18 protein-coding genes are annotated in these 18327 nt (G+C 57.4%); 10 read left to right on the top strand and 8 right to left on the bottom strand.

Annotated elements, in window-relative coordinates; genetic code table 11:
* The first annotated feature begins 117 nt into the window (after positions 1-117).
* A complete protein-coding gene (locus AC1RDQ_RS05360) occupies positions 118-1011 on the top strand; it encodes an MlaD family protein (protein WP_492586660.1) in 894 nt (297 codons plus the stop codon).
* A complete protein-coding gene (locus AC1RDQ_RS05355; protein ID WP_492586659.1) occupies positions 1008-1616 on the top strand; it encodes an ABC-type transport auxiliary lipoprotein family protein in 609 nt (202 codons plus the stop codon). The genes AC1RDQ_RS05360 and AC1RDQ_RS05355 overlap by 4 nt, the downstream gene beginning before the upstream one ends.
* Here the strand turns inward: AC1RDQ_RS05355 and AC1RDQ_RS05350 are convergent.
* The gene (locus AC1RDQ_RS05350) at positions 1613-2182 is read right to left on the bottom strand and encodes a cytochrome b (protein WP_492586657.1); all 570 of its coding nucleotides are present in this window, start codon (positions 2180-2182) and stop codon (positions 1613-1615) included. The two genes, AC1RDQ_RS05355 and AC1RDQ_RS05350, sit on opposite strands and share 4 nt — an antisense overlap.
* Before the next feature lie 410 nt (positions 2183-2592).
* Between AC1RDQ_RS05350 and dsbG the strand changes: the two genes are divergently transcribed.
* The gene (gene dsbG / locus AC1RDQ_RS05345; protein ID WP_492586655.1) at positions 2593-3360 is read left to right on the top strand and encodes a thiol:disulfide interchange protein DsbG; all 768 of its coding nucleotides are present in this window, start codon (positions 2593-2595) and stop codon (positions 3358-3360) included.
* A gap of 87 nt (positions 3361-3447) precedes the next feature.
* Positions 3448-3651, top strand: coding sequence for a heavy-metal-associated domain-containing protein (locus tag AC1RDQ_RS05340; protein ID WP_492586653.1), 204 nt, complete (start codon positions 3448-3450; stop codon positions 3649-3651).
* A gap of 181 nt (positions 3652-3832) precedes the next feature.
* On the opposite strand, the gene AC1RDQ_RS05335 is transcribed toward AC1RDQ_RS05340, so the two are convergent.
* From AC1RDQ_RS05335 to AC1RDQ_RS05320, 4 genes are all read right to left on the bottom strand, one after another.
* Entirely contained in the window at positions 3833-4852 is a 1020-nt protein-coding gene (locus AC1RDQ_RS05335; protein ID WP_492586651.1) for a YVTN family beta-propeller repeat protein, read from the bottom strand.
* A 165-nt stretch (positions 4853-5017) separates the two neighbouring features.
* Positions 5018-5761 (bottom strand): cytochrome c biogenesis CcdA family protein, encoded by a 744-nt coding sequence (locus tag AC1RDQ_RS05330; protein ID WP_492586649.1) that lies wholly within the window; start codon positions 5759-5761, stop codon positions 5018-5020.
* A gap of 6 nt (positions 5762-5767) precedes the next feature.
* A complete protein-coding gene (locus AC1RDQ_RS05325) occupies positions 5768-6388 on the bottom strand; it encodes a TlpA family protein disulfide reductase (RefSeq protein ID WP_492586647.1) in 621 nt (206 codons plus the stop codon).
* Positions 6389-7133: 745 nt separating this feature from the next.
* Positions 7134-8039 (bottom strand): F510_1955 family glycosylhydrolase, encoded by a 906-nt coding sequence (locus AC1RDQ_RS05320; RefSeq protein WP_492586645.1) that lies wholly within the window; start codon positions 8037-8039, stop codon positions 7134-7136.
* 425 nt (positions 8040-8464) lie between these two features.
* Here AC1RDQ_RS05320 and AC1RDQ_RS05315 point away from each other — a divergent pair, with 425 nt between their 5' ends.
* The 6 genes from AC1RDQ_RS05315 (at position 8465) to AC1RDQ_RS05290 (ending at position 15556) form a co-directional block, all read left to right on the top strand.
* Positions 8465-8707, top strand: coding sequence for a DUF2933 domain-containing protein (locus AC1RDQ_RS05315; protein ID WP_492586644.1), 243 nt, complete (start codon positions 8465-8467; stop codon positions 8705-8707).
* Positions 8708-8864: 157 nt separating this feature from the next.
* Positions 8865-9206, top strand: coding sequence for a hypothetical protein (locus AC1RDQ_RS05310; protein WP_492586643.1), 342 nt, complete (start codon positions 8865-8867; stop codon positions 9204-9206).
* Positions 9207-9304: 98 nt separating this feature from the next.
* A complete protein-coding gene (locus tag AC1RDQ_RS05305) occupies positions 9305-10561 on the top strand; it encodes a TolC family protein (RefSeq protein WP_492586641.1) in 1257 nt (418 codons plus the stop codon).
* Entirely contained in the window at positions 10558-12042 is a 1485-nt protein-coding gene (locus AC1RDQ_RS05300) for an efflux RND transporter periplasmic adaptor subunit (RefSeq protein WP_492586639.1), read from the top strand. Before AC1RDQ_RS05305 ends, AC1RDQ_RS05300 begins: the two co-directional genes overlap by 4 nt.
* Positions 12039-15197, top strand: coding sequence for an efflux RND transporter permease subunit (locus tag AC1RDQ_RS05295; RefSeq protein WP_492586638.1), 3159 nt, complete (start codon positions 12039-12041; stop codon positions 15195-15197). Before AC1RDQ_RS05300 ends, AC1RDQ_RS05295 begins: the two co-directional genes overlap by 4 nt.
* Positions 15194-15556, top strand: coding sequence for a copper-binding protein (locus tag AC1RDQ_RS05290; protein WP_492586636.1), 363 nt, complete (start codon positions 15194-15196; stop codon positions 15554-15556). The genes AC1RDQ_RS05295 and AC1RDQ_RS05290 overlap by 4 nt, the downstream gene beginning before the upstream one ends.
* 399 nt (positions 15557-15955) lie before the next feature.
* On the opposite strand, the gene AC1RDQ_RS05285 is transcribed toward AC1RDQ_RS05290, so the two are convergent.
* From AC1RDQ_RS05285 to copC, 3 genes are all read right to left on the bottom strand, one after another.
* Entirely contained in the window at positions 15956-16225 is a 270-nt protein-coding gene (locus AC1RDQ_RS05285) for a hypothetical protein (protein WP_492586634.1), read from the bottom strand.
* Between the two features lie 350 nt (positions 16226-16575).
* Complete coding sequence (gene copD / locus AC1RDQ_RS05280; protein ID WP_492586632.1) at positions 16576-17520, bottom strand: copper homeostasis membrane protein CopD; 945 nt, start codon at positions 17518-17520, stop codon at positions 16576-16578.
* A gap of 3 nt (positions 17521-17523) precedes the next feature.
* Positions 17524-17907, bottom strand: coding sequence for a copper homeostasis periplasmic binding protein CopC (gene copC / locus AC1RDQ_RS05275; protein ID WP_108231543.1), 384 nt, complete (start codon positions 17905-17907; stop codon positions 17524-17526).
* Positions 17908-18327: the final 420 nt, after the last annotated feature.

Raw genomic sequence — 18327 nt, 5'->3', positions numbered from 1 at the left:
CAACTCACCCTGAGTCAATTTTCCATCTGCACCAACACCACCTCTAAAGCTTACGTGCATATAAGGAGGATTTTGCACGAACCCATGCTGATCCCCAACTCCTGGAGGCGATGCGCAATGCAAAACCCCATCAACACGAAGGCAAGGCTCGCATTTGTGGCGTTCCTGCTTATCTCGATTGTCATCGGGGCAATCTGGTATTTCTTTTCATTAAACCAATACACAACCTATCAGATCTATACCCAAGACCCGGTCTCTGGCCTCATGATCGATGCCCCGATTGAGTTCCACGGCGTCGATGTGGGAAAGGTGAAAAGCATCAGACTGGTCAATCCGCATTCAGTGGCCATCGTGTTGAATATCGACAAGACTGTCCCGGTCAGTTCGACCAGTGTGGCGACGATTACCTCCAGAGGACTGGCAACACGAGGATTTACCGGCTACGTATACATTGCTCTCGAAGACGTCGGCACCAACTCGGTGCAACTGACCGCATGGCCGGGCGAGCCTTATCCGATCATTCCGACGGCACCCTCGAAAATCGTGACGCTCGATACGTCGATAAATCAGGTAAACGAAAGTTTCCAGGCACTGGCCAAAGTGCTGGAATCGCTATTCGACGAGAAGACTATCGTGTCGCTGAAGCAATCAGCCGACAACATGCAGCAAGTCACCAAGGCACTGGCTGAAAATACCAAGAAGCTGGACGCTATCGTTGCCAATACCGAGCGCGCCAGTCGTGGATTTGAACCGCTCCTGAAATTGAGCCATGACACCGTAAGAACGCTCCAGATGCAAATCTTGCCGGAAACGCACAAGGCCTTGTCCGACCTTGAAAATCTCTCCACTTCCTTCTCTACTCAACTCTTGCCGGAAGCGCACAAGGCCCTGTCCGACCTTGAAAATCTGTCCACTTCCCTCTCTACGATAACGGCCAAGATCAATCGAGACCCCTCGATCCTGATTCGTGGTTCCGCGCCGCCGCCACCCGGACCGGGGGAAAACAAATGAAATACTCCATGGGCAGGGCGGCTCTCATTGCATTATGCGTCGTCTTGCTATCGGGCTGCGCTTTGCTCTCCCCGGTCAAGACTGATACGAAGAAATATGTGCTGAACTCCATCCCGCTCAATCTACCCAGCGAACAGACCGACTCCGCGACCCTGCTGGTCTTGCCCCCCGAGACTGAGCCTATCTATGCCAAAACGCAGATGGCCTATTCGACAAAGGCTTATGAAATTGCATATTTCAGCCAGAACGAATGGGGGGCAACGCCATCGCAGATGATTCAACCTTTAATCGTCGAGACACTTCGGCACACCCACCATTTCAGCGAGGTTCTACCGTCCCCTCATTTCGGCCGCCACACTTTTGCGCTTCGCACCGAAATCCTGGAGCTTAAGCAGGACTTCACTTCGGACCCCGCGATGCTGCAACTCGCGATGCGCTTCTATCTGAGCCGCGAGGCAACGAATCAAGTTATCGCTACCAAGGAATTGTCGGTTCGGGAACCCATGCGGGAAAGGACCCCCTATGCGGGAGTCGTGGCGGCCAATGAGGCCATGGGAAAACTATTGCGGGAATTAGCCAGATTTGTAGTCGAGAAAGCCCATTAAGGCAGCATTCTGCGCAAGGTATCGTCCTTGAAAACAAAGTGATGCCACAGTGCTGCCCCCATATGGATCAATATGAAAAAACACAGCATGTAACCCAACCATCTGTGGATGTCGATGAATCGCTGAAACAGATAGCCGTCGTAACGAATCAAATCAGGCAGCGTATATAGACCAAAGAGCGATACTGGAATGCCAGCGGCGGAAGACATGAGCCATCCAGTCATCGGCAAGGTGAGCATCAGTGCATAAAAGGAAAGATGGACAAATTGAGCGGCGATTTTTTGCCAGTCAGGCAGGTGTGCAGCCAGTTTCGGCAGTATTTGAGTTAAACGCCATGCCAAGCGCGGTACGAGTAGCATTAGCACCAATATGCCGAACGCCTTATGGTAGAAAATCAGGTAGATCTTTTCCGTATTAAAACCGACATCAGGAAGCGTGACCATGTAGAGACCCAATATTACGAGGCCAATAACAAGAAGAGCCATCGACCAGTGGAACAGGATCGCGATCACTCCATAACTTTCCTCGGTGTTCTCGATCGGCGACATCGCTGGTGCTCCGTTCATCAAGTGCTCTACCGGCGCAAGGCTAACCCAATTTCATCTCTCGTCATCAAGCAGTTGGACAGTATTTCCACTTGCTATATCCCAGCCTCTCAGCAGGTATCCGACCCGGCCTTGGTTTGATAGCGGCAACGTGAGTCAGGTTTTATGCACCTTCCCACAGCGATTCGCGCTGTTCTCAAGGCGCTGAGCTGTGCGGTATGAAGTGCGTTTACGGCTCTGGGGTTGTGCAGGGAGAGTCGTCCATGCGCCTGCGGCGTACTAACATTGACTAAACCGGTCCGCTACCAAGTCTCTGCAAGCGGCGCGAAGATACCGGGTGTGACCAGTCGCCAGGTCGTACCTGATTGGTGAGATATCCCCCGTGATACTCGCGGGGACCCTGGCGATTCTGCGCGAGAGAGCCCTCAGCCATGTTGCGCCACAAGTACCTCCCCCTGTTGCTCGCCCTTGTCAGCTCACTGCTCGTCTCGGTTACGCAGGCGGAGGAGTTGCCAGCGCCCATCAAAGGGTTTGAGGCTCGCGGAGCGACGATCGTGGGGGAGTTCACGGCACCCGGTGGTCTGCGAGGCTATGCCGCGCGCTATAACGACCAAGGGCTGGCTCTTTACCTCACGGCCGATGGCCAGCACGTCCTGATTGGCACCCTGTTCGATGCCCAGGGTGAGGATCTGACGGGGGCAACGCTGGAGCGTCTGATCTACGAACCGATAGCCAAGGAGGTGTTGGCGCGCCTGGAAAAGAGCACCTGGATTGCCGATGGGCGCAAGGATGCCCCACGCATCGTCTACATGTTCGATGATCCGAACTGTCCCTACTGCAATAAATTCTGGCACAAGGCGCGCCCGTGGGTTGAGTCCGGCAAGGTTCAGTTGCGCCACATCATGGTGGGCCTGCTCAGTCCCGACAGTGCCGGCAAGTCCGCGGCGCTGTTGACGGACAAGCAACCAGAAGCCGCGCTGAAACAGCATGAGGTGGCCGGTGGCGGGAGCTTACTCAAGGCTCTGGAAACGGTGCCCAGCAATGTTCAAGAGCAACTCGACGCCAATCTTGCGTTGATGACTGGGCTGGGCAGCGAGGCAACGCCCACGATCGTCTATCGCGATTCAAAGGGCCGCCTGCAAATGCAGAAAGGCTTACGACCAGATCAGGTCATGTCGGAGCTTCTGGGGCCGGAATAAACCCCGGTCGGAGTTGACCTTCCCATCATGTCAAGGTCGAAGCTGCATGTGCGGCAAGAGATGTCGCTCTAGCATGAGAGGCCCGTTATGTTCGTCTTGGAAGTTTCCGGTATGGGGCGTGGTAGTTGTGTCAGCAAGATCACAAAGGCCATCCAGGCAGCAGATTCGGAGGCCAAGGTCACGGTCGATCGCGCTGCCGGTAAGGTGAGTGTTGAAAGTGTCATCGCAGCCGAATGCGTGAGTGAGATGGTACAGGCATTGGGCTATCCCACCAGGGTCAACGCAGAGTGACTCTGATTCCGGCCGGCTCCAAAAGAGGCCGGTGCTTACCCTGGCGCACATGTGCCCGGCTGGCCGCAGCAACACGGCTATCGGTTGAGTCCGTAGTCAGGTTGCTCGAACGTCGTTCAAACGGCCCGATCCATGCTTCAAGACTTAGTTTTTGTGCCATCCCCCACGGCATATCGAAGGGCTATTCGGCTTTCGCCGGCTTGTAGCTGATCCCGTTCGGGCCAGCGCCGACCTTGTATGTGCCGACGACCTTGCGGTTGTTCGTATCAATTACGGATACGGTGCCCGCTTCAATATTGCTGACAAACATATAAGCGCCATCTGTGCTGATGGCCACACCATGGGCGCCCCGGCCGGTGGTCACGGTGCCAATGCTGCTGCGCGTTTGGGGATCGACGATGGAGACTCGATCGTCCGGGTTCTGGCCACTGCCTTGGTTCGCGACATAGACCTGGCGGCCGTCAACGGTGGCCATCATCTGGATCGGCGTACGGCCCACATCAACCTTGCCGATCACCTCGCGCCTGGCTGTGTCGATGATGCCAAGCTGGTTCGCGGCACTGAGCGACACGAACGCCAGGTGGCCGTCGGGGGCAAAGCCCACTTGGACAGGACCTTTACCTACTGGAATTTGCGCAGTCTCCTTGAGTGTGGCGACGTCGATAAGCGATACGCTATCGCTGCGCATATTGGCGACGTAGAGTGTTTGGCCATCGGGGCTCAAGCGCAGCCCATGGGGGTAGCGCCCAGTCGGAATGCCAGATAGTTCAACCCGCTGTTTGAGGTCGAAGACCCGCACCCGATTGGCGGCGGAATCGGTAACAAAGGCGCGCTGCCCAGTGGCGTCGGTGACCACATGAGCCGGGTGATCGCCTGCCGGCAGGCTGAACTGCGGTCTATCCAGAGCGGTGGTACTGAATACCAGCAACTGTCCACTGGCCTTTTCACCACTCGAATGTCCGGCATGACCGGATATCCCAACAACCAAAAGCAAGCTGCCGTCGGGTGAAACCTGCACGTTGTGCGGGGAAATCGGCAAGGCGACCGTGCTGATCACACCGGCATCGAGGTCCACCTGGCTAATGGACGCCGCCCGCTCGTTGGCGGTGTAGACGCTGCCAGTCGGACTTGCCAGGGCAAGGCCCAGGTGTGCCCCTAGGGATATGCTTAAGACCAGAGAGGTAAACCGCTTAGCGATCATCGTGGTGTCTCCAACGAAGGACATGGTATTGAGCCAGGCAGGCCTAAACCGATGCTCAAGCTAAGCGCCAATCGCGAAGTAGTTTGTTGATCGCGGTCAACGATCTCTACCAGGCTCGATACTGAGTGATCGAACGCGCAAAATTTTCCAGAGGAGTACCGCTAGCTAGCCGATCCTGCCGAGGACCGGAAATATCTCCAGCAACCACCAGGCAAAGCCGGTCAATTGGCCGGTCACCATGGCGCTCCCCATGAGAATCAGAATGACACCAGCGCCTATGTGGATGGACCGGCTCCAACGGCGAAGACGCTTCATCTGGGCAAGAAAATGATTGGTGAACCAGGCCGTCAGCAGGAATGGGAGACCCAGGCCGAGCGAGTAGGTTGACAGCAATGCAACGCCACTGGCGCCGGTACGGCCGGTGGTAGCGCTCAGCGTCAGGATGCTGCCCAGGATGGGGCCGATACAGGGCGTCCAGCCAAAGGCGAAGGCCATACCCAACACATAGGCGGCCAGCGGTCCGCCTGTGGACTTGAACTGGTGGACGAAGCGCACGTCCATATTCAGCCAACGCGGGTTGATCAGATTGGTGATGAATAGGCCGAAGGCAATCACGATGATGCCGCCAACCAGGTTGGTCTCCTGCCGATAAGCAATCAGCAGCCGGCTGACGGCAGTGGCGCTGGCCCCCAGCGCAATGAAGATGGTGGAAAAGCCCAGCACGAAGCTCAGGCTCATGCCGATCACGGCAAGCCGCTCCCGGTGGCTTTCCAGGACCTGCAGTTCATCCACCGAGCGGCCGGCGATGAAGGACATATAGCCTGGTACCAAGGGCAGCACACAGGGCGACAGGAACGAGATCATGCCCGCTGCAAACGCGCTGAGGATGCCGATGTCGCTAAGGTTCATCGCAGACTATTTCCTCGCTGTGGAGGCCATTACTTCCTGCACAAACTCAATAACCTGCGGACTGTCCCACTCGGCCGCACCGACTTTGCGGCCAATTTCCCGTCCTTCGCGGTCCAGCAGCAGGGTGGCCGGCAAGCCGAAGGCGCCGAGACTTTGGAGGGTTTGCATCTGCTCGTCGAGGTAGATCTGGAGGTGCTGGATCCCGATCTCCCGGTAAAAGTCCCGTACCACCTGCAGTCCGCCTTGATCGAGCGAGAGCGCTACCATATGGAAGTCGTTGCCGCCCAGTTTTGCCTGGAGGCGATCCAAGGTCGGCATCTCCTGACGGCAAGGGACGCACCAGGTGGCCCAGAGGTTGAGCAGAACCACCTTACCCCGGAAGTCAACCAAGCTTCGTGGTTTTCCCTCTCCATCGACGAAACTCACATTGTCTACCGGTTTGGGCTCAGACCAGACGATCAACCCCGCCCGAGTGCTGGTTTCAGCAGTTGGCTCGGCGCCGAACGAGAGGCAAGCTCCGGCCAAAGGCAGGAGTAGGCACAGCGGCAGCCAGCAGGTCCGTAAATACCGGGACTGCCCAGTGCAGCCTGAGGCCCGGTGCGTGGCGCGGGGTAAAGCGCAGGTCATGGCACACCTCACGAGCAACTGTTGCTTTAAACTGTCGAAGCGGCGCTGGCTGGCCACAATTACCGGGGAGGCAAGGCTGCCATTGGGATTATAGCAGTGCCTAACCGCCGTTCATGTGGCCCATTGCCATTCCTCGTCGCGGACCTCTTTAATCGGCTCCTTGGGCAAGGGAGGCTGATATGGCACTGTTGGATGAGCCGGCGGGTTTCAAATACTGCACCTGACGGTCAAGAAGCGAATGCGTGCGACGCTGCTGGCTATTCCAGATGAGTTGAAGCGCCGACGTCATGACCCCATCCGGGCTAAAGGGCAATGGCTCACGTGGGTGGTGTGTGGTTACTTCAATTACCACGCGGTGCCAAGAAACTTGAAGCTGTTGAGTGGCTTCAGGAAGGCCATATGCCGATATTGGCGTCAGGCTCTCGGCGACATCGGCTGCAATGGTCTCGCTTCGGGTTGCTCACAGATCACTACATACCGAGCCCAAAGAATGCACACCCGTATCCTGAGGATCGCTTCGCGTCCACGCACCCGAGGCAGGAGCCGTATGCGGTAGTTCCCCACGTACGGATCTGTGCGGGGGGGGGTGGCAAGCGCAGCAAAAGTGTTGTGGATAGGAAGCACAGCAGGCTGATGCGCTGTTGCTGTTTTGATACAACAACTGCACACATCAGATGCAGGATGCTTGACCCAACACTCACAAACTGAATTTTGGCCTATCCCTTGGAGCGCTCAGTCTCAGGAGTTATTCCAACGTTTGCCCCGCCTGTGCAATGGCTTTCCAGGTCTTGCCTTCGTCTTGCGAGAGATAGACGTCACGCTTGAGGGTCGCCATAGCCCACTCCTGAGCATTAGTCGGACTCTGCGCCAAGTAAGCGACGGCATCCTGATTGAGGGGGGGCAAACCGAGGGCGCGGATCTCGTGGGTCTTCAGGTCCAAGATCGAGAGCTGCGGTACCTTGTTAAAACTGCCGAACCATAAGTTCTTTCCGTCGATGCTGAAGCTGACGCTTAGCACCTGAACGTTTTGGAGAACAGGTTGGAAGTGCTCGCCGGCATCGCTCGATAAGAACAGGCCGCTGCTCGTCGCCACGGCAACTGTTTTGCTGTCAGTAGGATGCACCGCCAAGGCACTCGGCTCTGGCCCCAACCCTTGAGCCGAAGCGTGCTGCCAAGCGGCTCCGTCATTCAGGCTGTAGTACAAACCCGAAGTGGTCATTTTCGAGTTCGGGTGCGTGTTGTAAACGTAAATGGCCCCGCTGTCGAAACCGCTGGCTAACAGATGAAAGTCCGACTCTCCTTGAAGCCCGAGCTGCTGCCAGGTGCTTCCGCCGTCACTGCTCTTGATTAGCCCGAGAGGGTTGACCAGGTCAGTGCCACTGGCGGGATGGCCACTGCTATAGATCGCCTGACGGCCGGCAGAAAAGCCCATGTAATCGTGCTCAGGCCCAGGTGCCTTGCTCCAGTGACCATCACGGTACAGGGCCAATCCGTCATGACTGGGTATGGATAGCTGTTGCCCATCCTGGCTGAAAGCGAGCCCGTGAACATGCTTCAAGGTGACCGTCGTCGCGGCGTCGGCAGTCAGGTGGGTGAGCCCCATCAACAATCCAATCGATACCGCCCGGCGTAGACGCTCTCCCAGATCCATAGTCCATTCTCCAATCGTGACTGAGCCCTTTCCAGTGGATATCTGGCTAACGGCCAACCTCATCTGCGGATGAACCACCGCAGATGAAATTAAAAGGGTGCCTTACGTCGGCACCCAAAGCCCGGCTCTCAACCAAAGGGGAACATAGAGCTGAGGCAATACAACTGTAGCTCACAGCCCCGTGATTGTTTTCAGCATCCACAAAACCCGTGGCAGTCAAAATAAACTGCGCTGTTTATGGTGGGGCAATTAGATACCGCGCACTGCTGCTTGACCTTCCCGCAATGACAAGGTGCAGCTTTACGGTTGAGAGGTACTTCAGACGTTGGCCGAGTCGCATCTGGCCAGCATTGCGATGACTCTGAGCAACCATCTGGGCCCGCTCTGAATGATGCCCCTCTCGACTTACCCGATAGGAGAGCATCATGACTCGTAATAAACCCTCAATGGTTCAGCTGGGCATCGGTGCAGCCATTATCCTGGCGGCTGCCTATGTTTTGTTTCCCGCTTTTCAAGCCTGGATCGCGGCGAATGCGCTGATCTTTCTGGTGCTGCTGTGTCCGCTGTCGATGGTGTTTTGTATGAGTAACATGCACAAGAATCCGCCAACGACCGATGACACGCAGAAGATCAAACCAACCAAGCGTGATCCAGACGATAGGCTGTGAGCGGTAACTTTTTCCATGGCTGAGCGAGTTGGGCTTGGCTGTTCAGCGACTCCTTGTACCCGAGGAGGAGCCTATTGATCCTCAAACTCTAGCCAATGGGCTCTTTCTTATGGGTTTGTAATTGTCCGGTTCGTTAGCAACGACTAGACTCCCCCGCATGAAACGCTACCTGCGGTGTTGTCTCATTTTCCTGATTAGCCTGGCGCTTCCCCTCAGCGGAATGGCGGGCATTCAGGCGCCGACAGAACCGTGCCCAATGAAAATGGCGGGCATGGCGATGATGGATGACATGGGCATGGACTGCTGCAACGATATGAAAAGTCCCTCCGAACACGGCAAACCCTGCAAGCCAGGCCAGGAATGCAAGACCGGCGGCATGCTGCAAGTCTCGATCATCAAGCCTCCTGTTACTTTATCCAGCCCCGTAGCGCTTTCCCTCTCCAGCGATTTCCTGCCTGCACAGACCCCGTCCGGGGTATGGCGACCGCCCCGCGCCTGATACCTGTACCACACTGAGTCTCATCCTGCCTTGGCGGGATGGCATTTCTGCGTGCATGTCTAAAAGGCGCGCAGTGGAACATCAAAGGAATCGTGAGCATGAACTTCCTACGTTATTGCGCAGGCTGGCCCCTCGTGGCCGGCCTGACAGCAGGCGTACTGGCATTGCCGAGCGTCGCCGCCCCGCTGACCCTCGATGAAGCCTTGCGGCTGGCCGACAACAACGCTCCATCACTGACGGCCCAAGCGGCCAAACTGCAAGCCGCCAGCAGCGCCGCCATTCCCGCCGGCGAGCTACCCGATCCGAAGTTACTGCTGGGTGTGCAGAACTATCCCATTGGTGGCCCGGATCGCTGGAGCATTGACCAGGACTTCATGACCATGCAGATGGTTGGGGTCATGCAGGAGGTGCCCAACCGCGACAAGCGCAAAGCGCGTATCGAGGTCGCCGAAGCGGCCGTTGATCGAGCCGCAGCTGAAAGTCGCGTCGAGCATCTGAAGGTCCGCCAAGCCACAGCACTGGCCTGGATCAGCAGCTACTCGGTTGAGCGTAAAGAGGCGCTGTTCCAGGACTTTTACAAAGAAAATCGTCTGTTGAGCGATACCGTGCGCGCCCAAATCGCCGGCGGTCGGGCCCAGCCTGTCGATGCGGTCACACCGAAACAAGAGGCAGCGCAGCTAGCGGAACAACAGGACGATCTGATCCGCCAGCGGGCGCAGGCCCGAGCGGCCCTCAAGCGCTGGATTGGCGTTGCTGCCAATGACCAGCCTGTAGGCCGTCTGCCCGAATGGCCCGTCGATACCTCAAGCTACTCCCATAAGTTGCAACACCACCCTGAACTGGCAGCGTACGCACCAATGACCCGCGAGGCCGAAGCCAAGGTGCGTGAAGCCGAGGCGGAAAAGCAATCCGACTGGAGCTGGGAGCTTGATTACCAGCGACGCGGACGGGAGTTCGGCGACATGGTCAGCGTGCAATTCTCATGGGATCTGCCGCTGTTCCCAGGCTCGCGACAAAATCCGAAGATCGCCGCCAAACACGCCGAACTCAATCAACTGGAAGCCGAGCGCGAAGCCCTGGTGCGCGAGCATACCGAGCAACTGGAGGCGGATCTGGCCGACTACGAGCGTCTGAACCGTGCTGTGAGCCGCAGCCAGGACAGCCTGGTCCCTCTGGCCAAGGAAAAGGTCGGACTGAGCATGGCCAGCTACCGCGCCGGTAAAGGCGACCTGGGGGCTGTTATCGCGGCCCGGCGTGAACTCATCGAGGCTCGCCTCAAACAAATCGACGTCGAAGAACAACGAGCGCTGACCAACGCACGTTTGTATTTCAACTATGGGGAAGCCAGCCAATGAGCACTCGAATCTGGAAAACGGCTGTGTTGACTGGCTTATCGGTCACCCTAGGGATTGCAGGTGGCTACTGGTTCGCTCAGCAGCGTATGAGCGCAACGCCTGGTACGCTCGCCGAGCAGAGTCCCAAGATGCAAGACGAACGCAAGGTGCTGTATTGGTACGACCCGATGGTCCCGCAGCAGAAGTTCGATAAACCGGGCAAATCGCCCTTCATGGACATGCAACTGGTACCGCAATACGCGGATGGCGCAACCAGCGGTGCCGCGATCAACATCGATCCAGGTCTGACTCAGAATCTGGGACTGCGCCTGGCGACCGTCACCCGTGGCGTCCTCGCTTCCAGTCTGGACGTTGTCGGCGTGCTGGCGTTCAACGAGCGGGACGTTGCCGTGATCCAGGCGCGTACCGCCGGTTTTGTCGAGCGGGTTTATGCCCGTGCTGCCGGCGATGTGCTCAAGGCCAATGCGCCATTGGCGGATATCCTGGTACCGGAGTGGGCTGCTGCTCAGGAAGAATTCCTTGCGCTTAAACGTAATGGCGATGCCGACTTGTTGGTGGCGGCCCGCCAACGGTTGCGCCTCACCGGGATGCCAACGGCACTGATTACCCAGGTGGAACGCAGCGGCAAGACTCAGCCGTACCTGACCCTCACCAGCCCCATCAGTGGTGTGCTGCAAGAGTTGGATGTCCGTACGGGCATGACCGTGGCGGCCGGCGAGACGCTGGCTCGCGTCAATGGCTTGAGCAGTGTCTGGCTGGCAGTGGCGGTTCCAGAGTCGGAAACTGGATCGATCGTTGTCGGGCAAACGGTCGAAGCACGCCTGCCAGCCTTCCCGGGGACTGTACTCAAGGGCACGGTCAGCGCAATTCTGCCCGAGACCAATCCGGACAGCCGCACCGTTCGCGTACGCGTCGAGCTGCCCAACCCTGACGAGCGTCTCAGACCCGGATTGACGGCGCAGGTGCGCCTGAACCACACGACCGACCAAAGTGCGTTGTGGGTGCCGAGCGAGGCGGTTATTCACACCGGCCGGCGCACGCTTGTGATGCTCGCTGAAGATGCGGGTCGCTACCGTCCGGTAGAGGTGCAACTCGGGCAGGAAAACGATGGTAAGACGGCGGTATTGAAAGGCTTGCAAGAAGGTCAACAGGTGGTCAGCTCCGGCCAGTTTCTGCTCGACTCCGAGGCCAGCCTCAAGGGCATCGTCGCCAGCACACTGGAAATACAAGCACCTCCCACCGCAGCCCCGGCCCTTCATGAGTCGGAGGGACAGGTCTTGCAGATCAATAGCAAAGACGTGACGCTCGCCCACGGACCCTTCAAGACATTGGGCATGCCCGGCATGACCATGACCTTTCCGTTAGCCAACCCTGCGCTCATGCAGGGGGTCAAGTCGGGTGACAAGGTTCGTGTATCAGTCAGTCAAACCGATGATGGTTTGCGCGTTGAGCGCCTGGAAAAACTAGGGGGCCAGCCATGATCGCGGCCCTCATACGTTGGTCAGTGGCCAACCGCTTCCTGGTTCTGCTGGCCACGCTCTTCGTCACGGCCTGGGGGATCTGGTCGGTGCAGAGCACGCCCATCGATGCACTGCCAGACCTCTCCGACGTTCAGGTGATCATCCGTACCCCCTACCCGGGACAAGCTCCACAGATCGTTGAGAACCAGGTGACCTACCCGTTGGCCACCACCATGCTCTCGGTACCCGGCGCCAAAACCGTGCGCGGCTATTCCTTTTTCGGCGACAGCTTCGTGTACGTGCTGTTCGAAAACGGTACCGATATGTATTGGGCCCGCTCGCGGGTGCTGGAGTACCTGAGCCAGATCCAAAGTCGCCTGCCCGCCAGTGCCAAACCGGCGTTGGGGCCAGATGCTACTGGGGTGGGCTGGATTTATCAGTACGCCTTGGTGGATCGCACGGGTGGACACGATCTGGCGCAGCTACGCGCGCTGCAGGACTGGTTTCTCAAGTTCGAGCTCAAGACCCTTGCCAACGTCGCCGAGGTGGCCACGGTCGGCGGCATGGTCAAGCAGTATCAGGTGCAGCTCGATCCGCTCAAACTCGCCAGCCAAGGCATCACCCAGGCGCAGGTCACCGAGGCGATTGGCAAGGCCAACCAGGAAACCGGTGGTGCGGTGCTGGAGATGGCGGAGACCGAGTTCATCGTGCGCGCTTCCGGTTACCTGAAGACCCTCAATGACTTTCGTGCAATCCCGCTGAAGCTCGGTGCCGGTGGCGTGCCAGTGACCCTTGGCGATGTGGCCACGATCCAGCTGGGGCCGGAGATGCGTCGTGGCATCACCGAACTCGACGGTGAGGGTGAAACCGTCGGCGGCGTGGTGATTCTGCGCAGCGGCAAGAATGCCAGCGAGACCATCGCAGCAGTCAAAACCAAGCTCGACGAGTTGAAGAAAAGCCTGCCGGCCGGGGTGGAAATCGTCACCACCTACGATCGCAGCAAGCTGATCGACCGCGCCGTTGAAAACCTCAGTCACAAGCTGCTCGAAGAGTTCATCGTCGTCGCCTTGGTCTGTGGGATATTTCTTTGGCATCTGCGCTCATCCCTGGTGGCTATTATCTCGCTGCCGGTCGGGGTACTGATGGCCTTCATCGTCATGCGCTACCAGGGAATTAACGCCAACATCATGTCCCTCGGTGGGATTGCCATCGCCATCGGCGCCATGGTCGATGCCGCGGTGGTGATGATCGAGAACGCTCACAAGAAGATCGAGGCCTGGCACGTGGCCCATCCAGGGGAAGAGCTCAAGGGCGAACATCACTGGCATGTAATGACCGAAGCGGCGGCCGAGGTGGGTCCGGCACTGTTCTTCTGCCTGTTGATCATCACGCTGTCGTTCATCCCGGTGTTCACTTTGGAGGCGCAAGAGGGACGGCTGTTCGGTCCGCTGGCTTTCACCAAGACCTATGCCATGGCCGCGGCGGCCGCCTTGTCGGTGACCCTGGTGCCTGTATTGATGGGTTACTGGATTCGTGGACGGATTCCCAATGAGGAACAGAACCCGCTGAACCGCTGGCTGATCAGGCTCTATCAACCCGCCCTGGACGCGGTGCTGCGTCGACCCAAAGTCACCATGCTGGCCGCACTGCTGGTATTCCTCAGCGCGCTATGGCCCATGTCCCGATTAGGGGGCGAGTTCCTGCCGCCGCTGGATGAGGGCGACCTGCTCTACATGCCTTCGGCTCTGCCAGGGTTGTCGGCGCAGAAAGCCGCGCAGCTGCTGCAACAGACTGACCGCCTGATCAAGACTGTCCCCGAAGTCGAACATGTCTTCGGCAAGGCTGGCCGCGCCGAAACCGCCACCGACCCGGCGCCACTGGAGATGTTCGAGACCACCATTCAGTTCAAGCCGCGTGAGCAATGGCGACCCGGCCTGACCCAGGAGAAGCTGGTGGAAGAACTGGATCGGGTGGTCCGCGTGCCGGGGTTGACCAATATCTGGATCCCGCCGATTCGCAACCGCATCGACATGCTCGCCACCGGGATCAAGAGCCCGATCGGGGTGAAAATTGCCGGTAGCAATCTGACGGACATCGATGCGGCCACTCAGGCGGTCGAGCGCGTGGCCAAGGACGTGCCTGGGGTCAGTTCGGCCCTGGCCGAACGCCTGACCGGGGGACGCTATATCGACGTCGATATCGACCGCAAAACTGCTGCTCGCTATGGGTTGAATATCGATGATGTGCAGTCCATCGTCGCCGGCGCCATCGGTGGTGAAAATGTCGGGGAAACCATTGAGGGGCTGGCACGCTTCCCGATCAATGTGCGATATCCGCGTGAGTGGCGTGATTCGCTCGGCGCCCTGGAGCAATTACCGATCTACACCCCACTGGGCAGCCAGATCACCCTGGGCACGGTGGCGAAGATCAAGGTCAGCGACGGTCCGCCGATGCTCAAGAGCGAGAATGCGAGGCCTTCCGGCTGGGTGTACATCGATGTACGCGGGCGGGATATAGCCTCGGTGGTTGCCGACCTGCGCCGGGTCGTCAGCGAGCAGGTCAAGTTGCAGCCAGGCATGAGCCTGAGCTACTCGGGGCAGTTCGAATTTCTTGAGCGAGCCAATGCACGGCTCAAGCTGGTGGTGCCGGCCACGCTGCTGATCATTTTCATCCTGCTCTACTTGACCTTTGCTCGCTTCGACGAGGCCTTGCTGATCATGGCCACGTTACCATTCGCTCTCACCGGCGGAGCGTGGTTCCTCTATCTGCTGGGCTTCAACTTGTCGGTGGCCACCGGTGTCGGCTTTATCGCCCTGGCCGGTGTATCAGCTGAATTTGGGGTGATCATGCTGCTCTACCTGAAGAACGCCTGGGCCGAACGTGAAGACCTTGGTGACAGCACCGAGCGCGGGCTGGTCGCCGCGATTCGCGAAGGTGCAGTGCTGCGCGTTCGACCCAAGGCGATGACTGTCGCCGTGATCATCGCCGGCCTATTGCCGATACTCTGGGGCAGTGGCACCGGTAGCGAAGTCATGAGTCGGATCGCCGCGCCCATGGTCGGTGGCATGGTCACTGCTCCCTTGTTATCCCTGTTCGTTATTCCGGCGGCCTACCGTTTGATGCGTCGTCGGCACCTCCCCGTTGTATCCACCAACCCTCAAGGAAAAGTCGTATGAAACTGACCCTGATCACCGTTGCAAGCACCGTTGTCGCTCTGTCTCTTTCCGCCCAGGCAGAGGACATGCCGGGTATGAAGATGGACGCTACGCCCATGGAAGGCATGCAGATGAAGCAGGAGACCAAACAGGCTCCAGTGGCCAAAGCGGAGGGCACGATCAAGGCCATCGACACAACGAAACATACAGTGACTATCGCCCATGGCGCCGTACCGGCTGTGCAGTGGCCAGCCATGACCATGGCATTCAACGCTACAACCAAACAACTGGCAGGCCTGAAGGCTGGGGATCAAGTAGCGTTTGAGTTTCGTGCCGAGGGCATGGGGGCCACCATCGTGTCGATCAAGACGCTCAAGTAACAATGGCATGGGTGGCTGGTTCGACCTTCGCAAGCTGATACCGGACCAGCTATCCACCATTCATGGCGGACCACACCATAAACGCCCTGTGTCACCAGCTTCCCTTCCAGACCTGTGCGGTAAACCTGCACTCCTCCAGTCACGTCAACTGTGTGGAACAACAAAACGGTAGGAGCCCCCGGAAGCAATGAGCACCATGATTAGCCCCCCAGCGCCCGTAGTGTATGGTGAAGTCACTCATGGCCGGATGTATTCTTAGACTGCCGCAGTGAAATGGCATCTCATGCTTAAAAGCCTAGGGAATCGGGATGGCGACTCTCCAAAAGCGCCACCTCCCAGGGAGCAACAGCCCATATCGCCCGGGGCGGGAAACAGAGACGGCAGACGTGAACCAGACTGCTATTGGGCCTTGCTATCGCCCTTCGGAGGCTCAGTGCCCATGTGTTGGTTCATGTTCTCCATCATGGCATTGCAGTTTTTCATCATCTTGGACATCTCCTGCATGTCCATCATCGGCATATGGTTGCCGTCCATTATGTGCATGTCCTCACCCTTTTCAGTCTCGGAACTGCCTTGGGCGGGGGCTTTGGTCTGTTCGGCAAATCCCGTGGCAACAGTTCCAAGGGCTATGAAGGTAGCAAGGGCGGTGTGGGTAATGGCGTTGCGCATGGCGGCTCTCCTCATCTACTACCTTGGTTTCTGGCAGGTGCCGGCAAGAGACTGCGGATTTGCCAGAAGGTAAGGACAGTGGCAGCTGTAGAGGGGCGTACGTAGGTTACGATTAACCTCTGACCGCCCCTTTTATTATTCTGGACCTTGCCGCTGGGGTAAGGTCAAGCGTCGTTGTGCTCATGCCCAGTTCAATAGCAATGAGCCGTTAAGCTGAAGCACCCAACACTGGCTACTTTCTCAGTCGCCTCGGCGTTCAACTTGGTGCGACGCGGTAAACATTTTACCCTCGAGGGCCCTTGTGACAAACCTACTTAATCTGTGACAAAGCTAGATATCTTGTGACAAACCTAATTGTTAAAGACACCCATATCCATCTCTGGGCTCAAGGTTCCAAGCCAAGCGACTAGACACACTATGATTATTGCCACTGAGAACTCCAGGGCCATACTGCGCCGCAAAGCATTAACGGCACCCGTGTATTCTCCACTCTGGATCGATCGCGCTAAAAGTGGGCTCAAGTGAAAACGGTTCATCGTGGCTAATACGAGCATCGCTGCAAATAGTAAAATTTTCAGACAAAGCAGCACGCCATAAGTGCTAAACACCATACCATCGAGTGTTGGGCCTACAATGAACAGATAGTTCACTACGCCGGTGAAACCTAGGCTCACTACGATCAATGCACCCGCTGACTCAAAGCCGGTAAGCACTCGAGAGAGAATTCGCACTTCTTGTTCACCATTCAGTATCTTCGTACGCAGCAATAAAGCGAATGCCGCCAGGGCGCCGAGCCAGCCTCCTGCTGCCAACAGGTGGAAGATGTCGCTGGCGAAATGCATGTAACGCTTATTGCCTTCGTCCATAGCGCCATGCCCAGTCCAAGCGAGGGTGGCTAACGCGACGGCACCGCACAAGGTAACTACCCACAAACTGAGGGTCGGAAAGCGTTTGTTTAGCGTCAAGCTGATACCCGCTAAAACAAGGGCAGCTATGCGGACCATCCACATGAGCCCGACATCGGTCCCCATAAGCACCATTTCGAAGATATGGCGCTGAAGCTCCATAAATTCGGAAACACCACTCATTGCCTTGGCAAGTAACAACATGGCCGCGAGAGACAGAAGTACACCAACAACGACTGTGCCGAAAACTAGCGACTCAAAGTTCAAGACGGCGCCGGATATTCGCTCTTTTCCCCTGAGGCTGTACAAACCAAAAATGGCCAATCCGAACAGCAGCATGAGGTCCATGTAAAGAGCGAAGCGAACGGCGATATTGATTGAGTCGCTCATGGATCATTTCACTTTAAAAACAAGGTTACCTGTTACTGGGTGAGTGTCTGAAGAGACTGCCCGCCATTCAACCTTGTAGGTACCAGTGGTGAGTGGAGCGGAGGGCGTGATGACCATCGTTTTCGGATCGTCGCTGCCGGAGACACCCGCTTTAACAGCCATTGGAGAGTTTGGCATGCCCGGCATGTCGGTCATGATCAGCTTCGCACCGGAGAACTGGGTTGCGAGGTTTTCCGAGAAATGCAGTTCAATTTTGGAAGGTGCTGCGGAGGTCGAACCTTCCGAAGGGGTAGCGGACACGAGCTTTGGATGTGCTTGGGCCATAGCGCTCAATAGCAAACCAGCGGTAAGTGCAGCAGCTACGGTAGTAGTTTTAAAGAAAGACATGCAGGGCTCCTCACAGCAGAAGCTGTTGGTTTGAGGTTTGGTGGGGAAGTTCTAGTTTTTATTTCTCGATGCTGGTTATAACCACTGGCAAATACCAAGCGAATACCGCGTCCTGGTACGCACTGAGCCCAGGTAATGGATCAAGGTAGCCACGTCATTGAGCCAGGACACGATGCCACATGACCGCCGACGGTTCGATTACAATTCAGTAAGCTTCGCGGCTGCTCTCTGGTCCAACGCTGAGGGCAGGCAATGCGGTTTTTCACGTGCACGATCAGCGTTACGTTGACTTTCTGACGGAGCTCTCAGTCCCTAGACGGCTCACTCCTTCTAGGAGAAGCAAGGGGGGGCAATCTTTGTTCCAATGAGGCGTTTTGTTTACCTGTGGTAAGTGCCTATGTCCTCTACCTATGCGTTTCC

Source organism: Pseudomonas sp. GW823-FHT02E01 (assembly GCF_058797535.1).
The sequence above is the reverse complement of the archived record's forward strand: the minus strand, read 5'-3'. Positions and strand labels throughout refer to the sequence as shown.

Coding starts and splice junctions, on each gene's coding strand:
- AC1RDQ_RS05305 (WP_492586641.1), top strand. CDS start 9,305: ATGAACTTCCTACGTTATTGCGCAGGCTGGCCCCTCGTGGCCGGCCTG.
- AC1RDQ_RS05335 (WP_492586651.1), bottom strand. CDS start 4,852: ATGATCGCTAAGCGGTTTACCTCTCTGGTCTTAAGCATATCCCTAGGG.
- AC1RDQ_RS05340 (WP_492586653.1), top strand. CDS start 3,448: ATGTTCGTCTTGGAAGTTTCCGGTATGGGGCGTGGTAGTTGTGTCAGC.
- AC1RDQ_RS05325 (WP_492586647.1), bottom strand. CDS start 6,388: ATGACCTGCGCTTTACCCCGCGCCACGCACCGGGCCTCAGGCTGCACT.
- AC1RDQ_RS05350 (WP_492586657.1), bottom strand. CDS start 2,182: ATGAACGGAGCACCAGCGATGTCGCCGATCGAGAACACCGAGGAAAGT.
- AC1RDQ_RS05360 (WP_492586660.1), top strand. CDS start 118: ATGCAAAACCCCATCAACACGAAGGCAAGGCTCGCATTTGTGGCGTTC.
- AC1RDQ_RS05320 (WP_492586645.1), bottom strand. CDS start 8,039: ATGGATCTGGGAGAGCGTCTACGCCGGGCGGTATCGATTGGATTGTTG.
- AC1RDQ_RS05295 (WP_492586638.1), top strand. CDS start 12,039: ATGATCGCGGCCCTCATACGTTGGTCAGTGGCCAACCGCTTCCTGGTT.
- AC1RDQ_RS05355 (WP_492586659.1), top strand. CDS start 1,008: ATGAAATACTCCATGGGCAGGGCGGCTCTCATTGCATTATGCGTCGTC.
- copC (WP_108231543.1), bottom strand. CDS start 17,907: ATGTCTTTCTTTAAAACTACTACCGTAGCTGCTGCACTTACCGCTGGT.
- AC1RDQ_RS05285 (WP_492586634.1), bottom strand. CDS start 16,225: ATGCGCAACGCCATTACCCACACCGCCCTTGCTACCTTCATAGCCCTT.
- dsbG (WP_492586655.1), top strand. CDS start 2,593: ATGTTGCGCCACAAGTACCTCCCCCTGTTGCTCGCCCTTGTCAGCTCA.
- AC1RDQ_RS05315 (WP_492586644.1), top strand. CDS start 8,465: ATGACTCGTAATAAACCCTCAATGGTTCAGCTGGGCATCGGTGCAGCC.
- AC1RDQ_RS05290 (WP_492586636.1), top strand. CDS start 15,194: ATGAAACTGACCCTGATCACCGTTGCAAGCACCGTTGTCGCTCTGTCT.
- AC1RDQ_RS05310 (WP_492586643.1), top strand. CDS start 8,865: ATGAAACGCTACCTGCGGTGTTGTCTCATTTTCCTGATTAGCCTGGCG.
- AC1RDQ_RS05300 (WP_492586639.1), top strand. CDS start 10,558: ATGAGCACTCGAATCTGGAAAACGGCTGTGTTGACTGGCTTATCGGTC.
- copD (WP_492586632.1), bottom strand. CDS start 17,520: ATGAGCGACTCAATCAATATCGCCGTTCGCTTCGCTCTTTACATGGAC.
- AC1RDQ_RS05330 (WP_492586649.1), bottom strand. CDS start 5,761: ATGAACCTTAGCGACATCGGCATCCTCAGCGCGTTTGCAGCGGGCATG.